Source organism: uncultured Brevundimonas sp. (assembly GCF_963977465.1).
Taxonomy (GTDB): domain Bacteria; phylum Pseudomonadota; class Alphaproteobacteria; order Caulobacterales; family Caulobacteraceae; genus Brevundimonas.
The window spans coordinates 36,373-49,388 of record NZ_CAXBOQ010000007.1 but is presented as its reverse complement, the minus strand read 5'-3'; the positions used below and the strand labels follow the sequence as shown (position 1 = coordinate 49,388).

At 68.1% G+C, this 13,016-nt stretch carries 14 protein-coding genes; 5 read left to right on the top strand and 9 right to left on the bottom strand.

Annotated elements, in window-relative coordinates; genetic code table 11:
* Positions 1-93: 93 nt before the first annotated feature.
* Both trmD and rplS read left to right on the top strand, forming a co-directional pair.
* Entirely contained in the window at positions 94-861 is a 768-nt protein-coding gene (gene trmD, locus AAC067_RS14355) for a tRNA (guanosine(37)-N1)-methyltransferase TrmD (RefSeq protein ID WP_339933535.1), read from the top strand.
* 2 nt (positions 862-863) lie between these two features.
* Complete coding sequence (gene rplS / locus AAC067_RS14350; RefSeq protein ID WP_339933534.1) at positions 864-1,289, top strand: 50S ribosomal protein L19; 426 nt, start codon at positions 864-866, stop codon at positions 1,287-1,289.
* A 108-nt stretch (positions 1,290-1,397) separates the two neighbouring features.
* Here rplS and AAC067_RS14345 read toward each other — a convergent pair whose 3' ends face one another.
* The 4 genes from AAC067_RS14345 to AAC067_RS14330 all read right to left on the bottom strand — a co-directional run bounded on the left by AAC067_RS14345 (position 1,398) and on the right by AAC067_RS14330 (position 4,499).
* Positions 1,398-1,853 (bottom strand): PA2169 family four-helix-bundle protein, encoded by a 456-nt coding sequence (locus tag AAC067_RS14345; protein ID WP_339933533.1) that lies wholly within the window; start codon positions 1,851-1,853, stop codon positions 1,398-1,400.
* 72 nt (positions 1,854-1,925) lie between these two features.
* On the bottom strand, positions 1,926-2,750 hold the full coding sequence (locus AAC067_RS14340; RefSeq protein ID WP_339933532.1) for a tryptophan 2,3-dioxygenase: 825 nt from the start codon (positions 2,748-2,750) through the stop codon (positions 1,926-1,928).
* 58 nt (positions 2,751-2,808) lie between these two features.
* A complete protein-coding gene (locus AAC067_RS14335; protein ID WP_339933531.1) occupies positions 2,809-3,321 on the bottom strand; it encodes a CHAP domain-containing protein in 513 nt (170 codons plus the stop codon).
* Positions 3,322-3,356: 35 nt separating this feature from the next.
* The gene (locus AAC067_RS14330; RefSeq protein WP_339933530.1) at positions 3,357-4,499 is read right to left on the bottom strand and encodes an acyltransferase; all 1,143 of its coding nucleotides are present in this window, start codon (positions 4,497-4,499) and stop codon (positions 3,357-3,359) included.
* 178 nt (positions 4,500-4,677) lie between these two features.
* On the opposite strand from AAC067_RS14330, the gene mddA reads away from it, so the two are divergent.
* Positions 4,678-5,421: a methanethiol S-methyltransferase gene (gene mddA, locus AAC067_RS14325; protein WP_339933529.1), complete on the top strand. Its 744-nt coding sequence runs from the start codon at positions 4,678-4,680 to the stop codon at positions 5,419-5,421.
* Between the two features lie 18 nt (positions 5,422-5,439).
* Here the strand turns inward: mddA and AAC067_RS14320 are convergent, their stop codons facing one another.
* Positions 5,440-5,916, bottom strand: a complete 477-nt coding sequence (locus AAC067_RS14320; RefSeq protein ID WP_339933528.1) for a hypothetical protein — start codon at positions 5,914-5,916, stop codon at positions 5,440-5,442.
* A 95-nt stretch (positions 5,917-6,011) separates the two neighbouring features.
* Here AAC067_RS14320 and dcm point away from each other — a divergent pair, with 95 nt between their 5' ends.
* Entirely contained in the window at positions 6,012-7,160 is a 1,149-nt protein-coding gene (gene dcm / locus AAC067_RS14315) for a DNA (cytosine-5-)-methyltransferase (protein WP_339933527.1), read from the top strand.
* Here dcm and AAC067_RS14310 read toward each other — a convergent pair.
* The 4 genes from AAC067_RS14310 to AAC067_RS14295 all read right to left on the bottom strand — a co-directional run bounded on the left by AAC067_RS14310 (position 7,157) and on the right by AAC067_RS14295 (position 11,259).
* Positions 7,157-7,441 carry a hypothetical protein gene (locus AAC067_RS14310; RefSeq protein ID WP_339933526.1) on the bottom strand — a complete coding sequence of 95 codons (285 nt, stop codon included), beginning with the start codon at positions 7,439-7,441 and terminating at the stop codon, positions 7,157-7,159. The genes dcm and AAC067_RS14310 overlap by 4 nt on opposite strands.
* 7 nt (positions 7,442-7,448) lie before the next feature.
* Entirely contained in the window at positions 7,449-7,811 is a 363-nt protein-coding gene (locus AAC067_RS14305; RefSeq protein ID WP_339933525.1) for a YdbL family protein, read from the bottom strand.
* A gap of 12 nt (positions 7,812-7,823) precedes the next feature.
* The gene (locus AAC067_RS14300) at positions 7,824-8,015 is read right to left on the bottom strand and encodes a YnbE family lipoprotein (protein WP_339933524.1); all 192 of its coding nucleotides are present in this window, start codon (positions 8,013-8,015) and stop codon (positions 7,824-7,826) included.
* 85 nt (positions 8,016-8,100) lie between these two features.
* Positions 8,101-11,259, bottom strand: a complete 3,159-nt coding sequence (locus AAC067_RS14295) for a YdbH domain-containing protein (protein WP_339933523.1) — start codon at positions 11,257-11,259, stop codon at positions 8,101-8,103.
* Between the two features lie 395 nt (positions 11,260-11,654).
* Between AAC067_RS14295 and AAC067_RS14290 the strand changes: the two genes are divergently transcribed.
* On the top strand, positions 11,655-13,010 hold the full coding sequence (locus AAC067_RS14290; RefSeq protein WP_339933522.1) for a peptidoglycan DD-metalloendopeptidase family protein: 1,356 nt from the start codon (positions 11,655-11,657) through the stop codon (positions 13,008-13,010).
* Positions 13,011-13,016 lie beyond the last annotated feature (6 nt).

The following is a 13,016-nucleotide window of genomic DNA, read 5'->3' as shown; positions in this document are numbered from 1 at the left end:
CTTTAAGGTCAATTGCCAATTGCCCCGGCCACCGCTTCGGGCCTGCCGGGACCGTCTCGCCGCCGGCCCGGCTTTCCTGTATGAGCCGCCGCCATGCCCTTTACCGCCACCGTCCTGACCATGTTCCCCGAGGCCTTTCCCGGCCCGCTCGGCGTGTCGCTGATCGGCACCGCTTGGCGTGAGCGGAACCTGTGGGCGCTCGAGACAGTGGACATTCGCGCGTTTTCCGAAGATAAGCGCGGCTTCTTGGACGACACCCCTGCGGGTGGCGGTCCCGGAGCCGTACTCAAGGCGGACGTGGTGGCCCGGGCACTCGACAGTGTTTCCGGGTCGGCCAACCCTTCGAAAGGGGGTCCGCTTTTGTACATGAGTGCCCGGGGTCGGCCCCTGACCCAGGCGCGCGTCAAGGACTGGGCAAAGGCGGACGGGATCACCGTCCTCTGCGGCCGGTTCGAGGGGGTGGACCAGCGCGTGCTCGACGCGCGCGGGTTCGAGGAGGTCGCCGTCGGCGACGCGGTTCTCGCCGGTGGCGAGGCGGCGGCGATGGTGGTGATCGAGGCGTGCGTACGACTGATCCCCGGTGTTCTGGGCCAGGCCGAAAGCCTGTCATCCGAGAGCTTCGAGGACGGCCTTCTGGAACACCCGCAGTACACGCGACCGCGGACGTTCGAGGGGCTGGAGATTCCCGAGGTGCTGCTGTCGGGCGACCATAAAAAGGTCGCTGCCTGGCGTCAGAGACAGCGGGAAGAGACCACGCGGGAGCGACGGCCGGACCTCTGGGCGGCGCATCCTGCACAGACGACCGCGGGGCATGACCCCGCCAAATCACAGGTAAAGAGCGCAAAGCTCGAGGAGAAGTAGATATGAATATCGTCCAGCAGATCGCGGCTGAAGAAAAAGCCCGCCTGACCGACATCCGTCCGATCCCGGTCTTCCAGCCCGGCGACACCCTGCGCGTCAACGTCAAGATCAAGGAAGGCGAGCGCGAGCGCGTCCAGGCCTTTGAAGGCGTCTGCATCGCCCGCGCCGGCGGCGGCATCAACGAGAATTTCACCGTCCGCAAGATCAGCTTCGGCGAGGGCGTCGAGCGCGTCTTCCCGCTGGTCTCGCCGATGATCGAGTCCATCGAGGTCAAGCGTCGCGGCGTCGTGCGGCGCGCCAAGCTCTATTACCTGCGTGACCGTCGCGGTAAATCGGCCCGGATCGCCGAGAAGCAGACCGTGCGCCCGGACAAGAAGGCCGCTGCGCCCGAAACCGCCAAGGCCGAGACGCCCGCCGTCGAGAGCTGATCCCTCCGGATCACCCCAATTGATCAAGGCCCCGGCGGGATCCGCCGGGGCCTTTTTCGTGGTCGCGTCGTCGGATCGCTCGTTGGGGGACGGGCGGTCGTCGGAGTCCTATTGCCGTTCCAGGCTGTGCTTCAGGTCGCGCATCTGGTCGTGACCGTCCTTGACCGTCGAATAGGCGCGGCGGATGGTTTCGCGGGTCGAGGCCGAGACATCGGAATCCTCAAGCGCCTTCTCGAACTTGGCCTTGATGAAGTCCTCGCCGTTCTCGACCGAATTGACCACGGCCTGTTCGTCGCGGAGCAGGGCGTGTTTGACGTCGAGAAAGGCGCGGTGGGCCTTGGCCAGCACCGAACCGTCATCCTCGGGCTCGCCGCCCAGGGTCAGCACCGCGCCCTTGAGGTCACCGGCCAGGCCCTGACGCTCGAAGCTGCGCTGCTCGAACAGGGACTTGAAGCGCCGGTCCTCGGTCTCGCTGGCGGCCTCGCGATAGCCGTCGGCGCTGTCGAGGGTGGTCTCGATCAGACCGTTCAGGACGTGGATGTCGTGGGATTGGGGGGTGCTCATGATTGTGCCTTTCGCTGTGGGAGGAACAGCAGCAAAAGTGCCGAGACTGCGCTTTGGTTTCAGCTTGGCCGTTCAGAGTTTGGTGCGCAGCGACCACAATTCCGGGAAACAGCGCCGCTCCAGGGTCGAGGCCAGATAGGCCACACCCTCGGTTCCACCGGTGCCGCGGCGCCGCCCGATGATGCGTTCGACCGTCACCACATGTTTGTGTCGCCAGGTCAGCAGGGCGTCGTCCAGATCGACCAGTTTCTCGGCCAGCTGGTACAGGGGCCACCAGCGGGTGGTGTCGCGATATACCTCCAGCCAGGCCGCCTCGACGCCTTCCGAGGCCACATAGGGCTGGCGCACGTCACGGTTCAGCACCTCGGTCGGGACGGGCAGGCCCGCCGCCGCCAGCTGCGACAGGGCGTCGTCATACAGGCTGGGCGCATCCAGTGCCGCCGTCAGGGCGGCGTGGGCTTCGGGTCGGTCGGTGTGGAATTTCAGGAAGCTGTCGTCCTTCAGCCCCAGCATCGTCTCGACGCGGCGGAACTGGTCGCTCTGGAAACCCGACGAGGTGCCCAGCGATCCGCGAAAGCGCAGATAGTCGGCCGGGGTCATGGTCGCGAGGATGTCCCAGCTGTGTGTCATCACCGCCTGGATACGGCTGACCCGGGCCAGACTCTTGTAGGCAGGCACCAAATCGCCGGCTCGCACCAGCCGCTGGGCCAGGGCCAGTTCGTGCAGGATCTGCTTGAGCCACAGTTCCTTGGTCTGGTGGATGATGACGAACAGCATCTCGTCATGTTCGTCCGAGCGCGGGTTCTGGGCGCTCAACAGGACGTCGAGGTCCAGATAGCTGGCATAGGTGAGCCTGGACGTGTCGTCGGCAGTCGCTTCGGGGGTCTGGTCGGTCATGACCAATCCATACCGCCGTCCGCCCGTCGGGAGCCAGTCCCGGGCCGCCGATTCCGGATCAGGGCTGGCCGTTGGCCGTGCTGTCACGCGGCGCGTTGAAGGCGTCGCGGGCGTTCTTGTAGATGAATCCGTAGGTCGGATAGACGGTCGAGCCCAGGTCGTTGATCGGATTGTACCAGACCTTGACCCGGCTCCAGTCGCCGTCACCGGACACGTCGACGACGGTGACGTTTTCCTCGACCTTGCCGCGGCTGCCGCCCCAGTTGGCGTGGGTCACGCGAATTACCCGGTCGGTCAGGATGTCGGAGACCACGGCGACGTGGCCGCGGCTCATCCGGCCCTCGGGCCGGAACACCAGCACCGACCCGGTCTCGGGTGCGTCGCCGGTCCGCAGGCGGTTGACCGCCTGGCTCCACCAGGTCCAGGCGTCGCCGAAGATATTGATGCCCGAGAACATCCGGGCAAAGGTCACGCACTGCCAGTAGGGATCATCGGCCTTTGCCGGTGCTGCGCCCAGGGCAAAAAACCCGAGGGTGGCGGCAACCAATGCGGCGGTGATCCGTTTCGTCATACTGGCGTGTTTCCAATTGTTTCCGGAAAGTAGCCTTAGACGATAGTTTCCGAAGGTTGAAGAACCCTTTCCGGGGAATTTACCCTATCGGCGGTATCCGCTTGTCTGGCGCGCCGCCGTTCGGCCATGCCCCGCAGCGCCGTTCGCGCGGGGCGCTCGACCACATGATAAGACAGGGCCGCCACCACCGGCAGCAACGCCACGACAACCAGCCACACGGCCAGCGACAGTTGCTTGTCCTCGGCACCGGTCAGGCGGGCCGCGACGTTCACTGCCAGGATCTGCCACGGCACACAGACCATATAGATCGAATAGCTGATCTCCCCCAGATAGACGGCCGGCTTCGACGCCAGCCAGCCGGCTTCGGCGTTGGTCATCGAGGCCAGGCCCAGGATCAGGGCACCGGCCGATAGCACGGTGAACCCGTCCCATGCGCCCAGCGAGGCGCTGACCGCCATCCCCGTCGCCCCCGCGGCCGCCCATAGCCCGCCCCGCTTCAGCGGCGCGCGGCGATAGACCAGGTACAGCGCGCAGCCCAGGGCGAAGCACGGCACGATCCGCAACGCCCCCCAGGCGAAGGTCGCCTCGGTCAGGGAAAATCCGGCCGCGGCCTCGAAGGCCAGATACAGGCCGATCAGGAACAGGGCCGCCCCCGTCACCGCCAGCCAGGGCCGCGCCCGCAACCGCCAGGCCACAAAGGCGAAGGCCGGAAAGGCCAGATAGGCGAACCATTCAGCCGAGATCGACCAGGACGGATGGTTGAACGCGGCCGCCGGGGCCAGGCCCCAGGCGTGGGTCATCGTCAGCTGCGCCGGCAGGGAGGCCCAGCCCAGGACATTGGCATCGATGGTCAGGCCCGCGGCCACCGCGCCCAGTCCCAGGGCCATGATCCCGGCCAGGGTCGCCAGATGCAGCGGATAGACCCGCGCGATGCGGGCCCACAGGAAGTCGCCGTAGCGGAACCGCTTCTCGCCCGCCGCCTGCAGATAGACGTGGCTGAGAATGAAGCCGGACAGAACAAAGAAGGTCTCGACCCCCAGATAGCCCCGCGTCACAGCCACCGGCACGAAGCCGACCTTCAGGTCCGGCCAGAAGGTGAACATCACCACCCAGGCTGCGGCGAGAAACCGCAGCGAGGTCAGGGCGCGCAGGTCAGCGGGAGTCGATACCGGAGTCATGGTCGCCATCTTGCCGGAACACCGCTTGGCGAAGCGTTAAGCCGCGCCTCCCAATGCCGGTAATTTCGCAATTGGCCGCCGTTCGGGTAACAAGGATCTTTGTGGCGGCTGGCTGTGGAGTACGCCAGCGGCCAATCCGGGGAACCGGACATGCAAGATCCCGAGGGGGGATACCGTCATGAAGAGCCTGGCCGTCCTTTATGGAGCCGCGGCCTACGCCGTGTTTCTCGCGAGCTTTCTCTATTCCATCGGCTTTGTCGGTGGCTTCGCCGTGCCGAAGACGATCGACAGCGGGACACCCGCCCCTCTGGTCGAGGCCCTGATCGTCAACAGCCTGCTGCTCGGTCTGTTCGCGGTTCAACATAGCGTCATGGCGCGCCCGGCCTTCAAGTCGTGGTGGGCGCGGCTGGTGCCGCCGGCCATCGAACGGTCGACCTATGTCCTGCTGTCCAGCCTGGCCCTGTTCCTGCTGTTCTGGCAGTGGCGGCCGATGACCCACGTCGTCTGGTCGGTCGAGTCACCGGCCCTGACGACCGTACTCTGGATCGTGTTTGCGATCGGCTGGGTGACGGTGCTGCTGTCGACCTTCCTGATCAATCATTTCGACCTGTTCGGTCTGCGCCAGGTCTGGGCCTACCGGCGAGGCCATCAGGTGCCGCCGAGCGATTTCCGCACCCCGCTGTTCTACAAGCTGGTGCGTCATCCGATCTATCTCGGCTTCATCATCGCCTTCTGGGCCGCCCCGACGATGACGCTGGGTCATCTGTTCTTCGCCGTGGCGACCAGCGCCTACATCCTGATCGGGATCCGGCTGGAGGAACGCGATCTGGTCGACTATTTCGGGGATCGCTACCGCGAGTACAGCGCCCGCACCGCCATGTTGTTTCCGTTTCCGCGTCGCGCCCCGCCGAACAGGCCCTAGGGCGGCCTCCCCGCGGGGTCAGTCCTTGTCGACCACCAGCCCCGATTCCCCGGCCGTCGCCAGGGCCGAGATTGATGCGGCGCAGCCGGTCAGGGTCTCGCCGTCCACCTTGACCACGGCGGTCAGCGGATAGGTGCGGTCGCTCATGCCGTCGGAACAGGTGGTGGCGATCAGGGCCACCGTCAGCGGCTTGCCGGTGCCGGTCGTCGCCTCATAGCGGGCGGTGGTCCCCTGCAGCAGCGGCCCGGGGTTGTCGGCCCGCTGCTCGGGCCGGTCGACGCCGGAATAGACCAGACCCTCCGGCTTGATCTCCACGGCCCAGAACGGCTCGTTGCCCAGGGCCCGGATCGGGCGGCTCAGATCGACGCCGGCCAGGGTGGCGGGCGAGACGTCGATCGGCGGGGCCTCCGGGGTCTCGGGCGACGGCGAACAGGCAGCCAGCACAAGGATGACCAGCACGAGGGCGGGCAGGCTGAGAAGGGGGACGATACGCATGACGGGCTCCGCAAGATCGTGTGTATGGAGCGCCGCCTCCCGGCACCGGTCAAGAGGGGGGCGCCAGCCGTATCGGCGTGCCCTATGCTTCCCCCATGACGATTCGCGTCGATGTCTCCGCTATGCCGGCCGCCGCCGCTCCGCCCGTGGCGTGGGAATTCTTCGCCGGGGGTGGTCTGGCCGGGCTCGGTCTGGCCGGGTTCAGCATCGGTCTGGCCAATGACATCGACGCGATGAAGGCGACGGCCTTTCGCGCCAATCATCCCGATATTCCGTTTCACAAAGCCGACGTCTGGTCCCTGTCGGCGGCCGACCTGGCCGGAACGCCCGACCTGTGCTGGGCCTCGTCGCCCTGCCAGGACCTCAGCCTCGCCGGCGCACGCGGCGGACTCCAGGCGACCCGCTCCGGGGCCTTCTGGGGTTTCTGGCGTCTGATCCAGCAACTGGACGCCGGAGGGCGTGCTCCGCCCGTCATCGTCGTCGAGAATGTCGCCGGCCTGCTCAGCTCCGGCGGCGGTGCCGATTTCGCCGCCGTCTGTCAGGCTATGGCGGCTGCCGGCTATCGTGTCGGGGCTCTCGAGATGGATGCCGCCCTGTGGCTGCCCCAGTCACGGCCACGTCTGTTCATCGTCGCCATGCGCGGGGTCGCGAGGCCGACCGTGCCGGGGCCCGTCGCCCCCTTCCACTCCGCTCGACTGGTCGCCGCCCATGATCGCCTGCCGGAAGCCGTGCGCCATTCCTGGGTCTGGTGGTCGTTGCCGGCTCCCGCCCGGCGCAATCTCGACCTGTCGGCCGTGCTGGAGCCGGACAATGCGGTCGACTGGTTTGATGCCGCGCGCACCGAAGCTCTGCTGGCCCTGTGCGCGCCCCTGCACCGGACACGGCTGGACCGGGCCGCCGCCGACGGCGCGCGTCAGGTCGGGGCCGGCTATCGCCGCGTCCGCACCGAGGCCGGACGCAAGGTCCAGCGACTCGAACTGCGTTTCGACGGTCTGGCCGGCTGTCTGCGCACCCCGGCGGGTGGCTCGTCGCGGCAATATGTCGTGGTCTGCGCCGACGGCCGGATCAGGGCCCGTCGGCTGACGGGGCGCGAGGCGGCGCGGCTGATGGGGGTCGATGACGCCTATGTCCTGCCGGCAGGTGAGGGGGCGGCGCTGAAACTGATGGGCGACGCCGTGGCCGTGCCGGTGGTCCGCGCCCTGGCCGACGGTCTGCTGTACCCGGCCCTGTCAGGGCGCTTTTAGGTTTCCGGCGGGGGCGGGATCTTCGAGTCTGCCGCCTCGTCTTCCGCCACGCTGTCGGCCCGATCGTCCCAGCCGTCCCGATCCGAACGGAAGGCCAGGGCCATCAACACCCAGGCCAGGGCCACAGTGCCACCGATGCCGAGGACCATGGCGACCCAGCCGTGAATCGACAGCGGTGCGCCGCCAATCCCGATCCAGATCCGCGCCGTGCCGATCGAGCCCAGTACGGCCAGGGCCACGACCGCCACGGCGATCAGGACCCGTTTCTGCAGGATCGACATGGCGGACCTAGCGCCTGACCCACTGGCCGTTGGTCGTGCGGTACCACTGGCCGGTGGTCATGCGTGGCAGCAGCTGGCTTTCAAACATCCGGGCCGCGGCCACTTCAGTCGTGGTCCCGGCGGCGGCGGCGCTCTCGGTATAGAGCTGGCGGCGCGCCGTATTGATGGTCTGGACCGCGATCGTCAGCTCGGCGTTGGGGGCCGGGACGCGGAAGCCCAGATAGCCGTCGGCCTGTTCGCCGACCACCCCTTCAGCCTTGGCCGTGTCGACCATGGCCTTCTGCGACGGAGACTGGGCGATGGCGGCCCCGGCGGCGACGCCCAGGGCAGCGATGGCAGCCCCGACGACGAAGATCTTGCGCATGTTCATCTGAGCGACTCCCTAGAACAGGTTGGGGTTTTCGACGAGGAGGTCCTGGAGCTCCTTGTCGAGACGGATGCGCACGTCGGCATCCAGCTTGGCATAGATCTGGATCGGGTCGACCTGCAGCCGGATGGTCGGCGTACAGGCCGTCAGTCCGGCGGTGGCCAGGCTACCGGCGAGTATCAGGCCGAGATGGCGCTTGGTGATCATATCGAGGCGCTCCGGGGGTGGGAGGTGCGGTTGTACTCATCTAACACAAGTCGGCGTGAATGGGTCCTGAACGGCGGGCTGACGGCTACCGCGGACCGACCCCGCCGTTGCGGGCATGGTTCAGATCCAGCAGGTCGCTGACAAGCTGATTGACGTTCAGCGTTGTGTCCAGTGTCAGGTCGATCGCCGTTCCTGACGGCAGGGGCAGGGTTTCCTTCAGGAAGTCGCGCCGGATCAGCTGCGACAGGGTCAGGCGGATTTCCTGCTTCTGCGGCGGATCGTGGCGCCCCTTGATATGAAACAGCACCGACAGCCGCCCCTCGTCCATGCTATTGACCTCGGCGGTCAGGATATCGAAGGCTAGGTTCTCCATCGCCTGATAGGCCAGGTCCTCGACAGTCGACGGCGGCACGGCACCGCCGCCCCCTGCCTCGAGATCGCTCAGGGCGGTGCGCTGGATCGACAGTCGCCCCGGCCGCGCCGCATACAGTGACCCGCCGGTGACCTTCACCCCCCTGGCGGGGTCCGAGACGAACGGCACGCGACCGGACACGACCGCGTCCATCTGCACCCGGTCGCCGAACCCGGCCCCGGCGATGATTTCGCCCAGTTGCAACTGGTCCAGCACGATGACCCCGGTGAAGGGCAGGCTGCGGTCCAGCGGCAGGCTGAACGGCTCGAGCCGGATCGTGCCCCCGGCCACGGCCAGTTCGCCGCCCGCGACGGTGATCGCCGCCGCGTCGAGGCCGAAGTTCAGGTCCAGGTCGGTCAGCGGGGCGAACGACTCCAGCCGACTGGCGGTCAGCACCTGCCCGGGGGCGGTGATCAGCGGCGTCAGGCTGGTGAAGGCGATGTCGCCCTTCAACCCGGTCACCGGCCCGAACGGGCTGGTGAAGTCGAGCCCGGGTACGGTCAGCAGGCCGGAACTCGTGCCCGCGCGGTCGGCGGTCCAGTCGACCCGCCCCTCGAACCGGGCCGTGCCGGTCACCGGCGGTCCCAGTAGCGCCGCCAGCGGCGTCAGTTCGGCCGGCTGCAGTCCGCCCTCGGCGAAGACCAGTTCGGGCGTGGTGATGTCGATACCGCCGGTGCCGCTGCGGCCGTCGTGGGTCAGCACCAACCGGCCCAGCCGGTGCCCGCGGCGGTCCAGGTCGAAGGTGCCGCGCCAATTCTGGTCGACCAGCCGCGCCGCGCCGGCCGCATCGACCGGATAGAAGCGCACCGGGCTGGTCGTGTCGGCAACGCGGGCCGCGTCGATCCGGGCGTCCAGACCAATGCCGGCCGGTCCCCCGGTCGCGGTCAGGGTTCCGCCAACCTCGCCAAATCGCATGGCCAGGAAGGGGGCTTCGGCGCTCAGTCCGCGGACCGCGCCCCCGGCCTGCCAGCGGCCTCCGGCCACGGTCACCAGCGGGCGCCCGTCCGGACACAGGTCGCCGGTCACGCCGGTGACGTCATTGTCGCCCAGCTCCAGTCGCGCCACCGTGGTCGCGACGCAGTCGGTGGAGCTGTAGGTCAGCCGACCCCGGTTCGTGGCCAGCACGCCACGGGTCTGCAGGGTCAGTCCGCGGGCCAGGTCGAAGTCCAGCGCTGCGCGGCCGTCCAGATCGGCGGCGAACCCCCCCGGGGTCAGCCGCCAGGCCGGAACGGCGAAAGTCGCCTCAGGCAGGCCGGGCCCGCGTGTCGCCGTCAGGTTCAGGGCCCCGCCACCCCTCTGTCCGCTCGGGGCAGCGAACACCGGTTCTGCCGCGGGCGTCAGGGTTAACACGCCGCCGCTGGCCGGGGTCACCCGCACCGGACGGTCCATGACCAGCCGCACCCCCGGCTCCCCGGCCGACAGGCTCAACCGTGGCGCGTTTAACGAGAAGTCGCCCAGGGCCCGCTTCATTGCGGCCAGGTCGGGCAGATCGTCGGCCCTGGCCGTGCCGAACAGGGGCCAGGCCCCGTGCGCCGCCCGCAGCGATCCCGCCGCCTCCAGCCGCAGCCCGGCGTCGAAGATCAGGTCCAGATCCAGTGCGCCGACCACATCCTTCAGGTCCAGGTCGCTCCATACCAGCCGTCGCGCCGTCAGCCGCACCGGGCCGGCGGCCTCGACCGCCGCACCGCGCCCGCCGACGGCGAAGCGCGATCCGGTAACGACCAGTGCGGTGCCGTCGACGCCGGCGGCCCGGGCCCGGGCGGCGCGCAGGTTCGCGGCTCCGTCCAGACGCCAGCCCAGACCGCGATCATCGTGGTCGACCGCGGTGCGGGCGTCGCTCAGGCCCAGACGGACCGTGCGCAGATCGAGGTCCTCGCCCTCGATCCGGCCCGCCGTCAGGTCGAGGTCGCTCTGACCCGCCAGCTTGACGGCGTCGGTCCAGCCGGTGACCTGCCCAACAAAGCCCAGCGTCGCCACCGCCGCATTGGCCACGATCCCGCCACCGCTCAGCCGGTCGCCGGTCAGCCGGGCCTGAAGCGTTGCCTCGCCGTCGATCTGTCGGGCCTTGCCGTCCGGATAGGGCAGGTCGCCGGTCGCGCTCAGCCGCAGCTTGCGCCCGCTCCAGCCCTGCAGGTCGGCCCGGTCGGCGGCCGCCGTCAGCTGCAGCGCCACACGGTCGCCGGTGGTGGTCAGGGTCAGGGTCCCGCCCAGTCCCTGCGCCAGCTGGCCGTCGGGTCCGAAGGCCTGGCTCGGCAGGGTCGCGGTCAGCTGCAGCAGCCGACCGTCGTCGACGCGGGCGTCGGCCCGCAGTGCGACCGGTCCCTGGTCGGTGGTCAGCCGGACCTGCCCGCCTTCGATCAGGATGCGGGGCCCCGGTATCGCGTCGCTGGGCGGCCGGCTCATGACATCGGCGATCAGCGGATCCAGCGATCCGAACGACAGCTTGCCGTCGTGCCAGCGCGCCTTGATGACCGGCCGCACCAGGCGGATGCGATCGGGGGTCAGCCCCGCCCCGCCCGACGACCACGGCAGGTTGATGGCATAGTCGACCTCGACCCGGTCGACGACGACATCGGGATCGCCGGGGTCGCCCAGCCGAACCCGGGCGATGATCCCGTCCAGGGTGACCCGCTCGACCGTGACGTCGGCGTCGACCCCCTGGCTTTCCAGCCAGTTGACCAGGACCTCGCGGGTGACCGCCCGCTTGTTCAGATAGAGGGCAGCCAACAGGATCAGCAGTCCGGCGACCAGCCCGATGGCGATGCGACGGCCGCGACCGGTAGCTGGACGGCGACGGGTCGGGCGGGGGGTGTCGATCGGGGCGTCAGTCACCGGTTGTTCCATACATGTCCTGAAGTGGGACGGGGATGGAACAGTTTAACGTTCCAGCCCGGTAGAGCATCGCGAACGTTGCTGATTGAACACTGTAGCGTGGCACTTCAGACACTTTCAGTTCGACGGCGGCAACGGGGCGGGCAGGTGAGTCGTTTGGAGCGCGATTTTTACCCTAACGCCGTGAATAGACTGTTCGCTCCCGGCATCAGGTGGCATGTTGAACTGTGTAATACCGCTGAAACGTCCTGCGGTTAATCATTTGTAACCCTGATGCTTCCCATGATGGGCTTCGCGGGTTATATCGCTCGCTTCGCGACCTTAGGGGCTCCTGGGCGCGATCCTTGCTTTGAAGTGACGTGGCGCCGTGTGGCGTCGTAGTATGTCGGGGACCGATGGCCCAGTTCGACCCACGACGCCAGCCGATGCGTATCGCACCGCACGCCCTTACGGCGGTGGCCGCGATCTCGGTGGCGCTGCTCGCCGGACGGGTTTACCAACCCGCCCATGCGGTCGAGGCTCCGTCCCTGACCCAACAAGAATTTTCCGTGCTTGAGGCCCAGGCCTTCGCGACGGCCGGTATGCCCGAGGGGCTGACCGCACCTGAGGCCATTCCCGTCCAGATTCGCCGCGGCGAGACCTTCGAACAGGCTGTCCGTCGCACCGGGATCGGTGCCGAGGAAGCCAGCGCCGTCGCCGCCACCATCGCCAGCGCCTTTGATCTCAAGGACCTTCGCGCCGGCCTCCGCTTCGAAACCGCCATCTCCCAGCCCCGCGCCGGTCGCGGCGACGCCCGGTTGATCGGCCTGACCATGCGCACCGGTCCGGCTAGCCAGCTCACCGTGTCGCGCAGTTTCGACGGCGCGCTGCGCCTGCGGGCCCTGGACGAGAAGGTGACCGACGAAACCGTGGTTCTGAAGGGCGAGGTTCGTGGATCGCTTTCGTCTTCGGCCCAGCGTGCCGGTGCTCCCGCCTCGGTCCGGCGCCGCGCCATCCAGCTGTTCGCCCACAAATTCGATCTGGACCGCGATATCCGCGCCAGCGACGACTATACCTTCGTCTTCCCTCGCTCGGTGACCGAGAGCGGTCGCACCGTTGAGTCCGGTGAACTGCTCTATGCCCAGCTCAAGGGCGTCGTCTTCTACCGGTTCAAGCGCGAAGGCGAACGCGAGGCCCAGTATTTCGACGCCACCGGCAAGAACATGCGGTCGACCATGATGCGCACACCGCTGGACCGCGGCTTCCGCATTTCCTCGTCCTTCGGCTTCCGCCGTCATCCGATCGCCGGCTATCGCAAGATGCACCAGGGCATGGATTTCGCTGCCGGGACCGGCACGCCGGTGATCGCCCCCGCTGATGGCGTGGTGGTCGAGGCCCGGCGCTGGGGTGGCTACGGTAACTGGCTTCGCATCCGTCACGCCAACGGGCTCGAAAGCGGCTACGGCCACCTGTCGCGTTACGGTTCCGGCATCCGGGCCGGTCAGCGCGTGCGTCAGGGCCAGACCGTCGCCTATGTCGGTTCGACCGGTGCTTCTACCGGACCGCACCTGCATTATGAGATCTGGCGCAACGGCCAGCGGATCAATCCCGCCGGCATCCGCACCTCCGAAGGCACGATCCTGACCGGGGCGGAACTGACCGCGTTCCGCGCCGAAAAGGCCCGCATCGATCGCATCATTGCCGCCGGTGGTGAACGCAAGCCGGCCGTGCTCGAAGCCTCGGTCGAAGGCCTGCGCCCCGCCCGCGCCTAGGGTCGT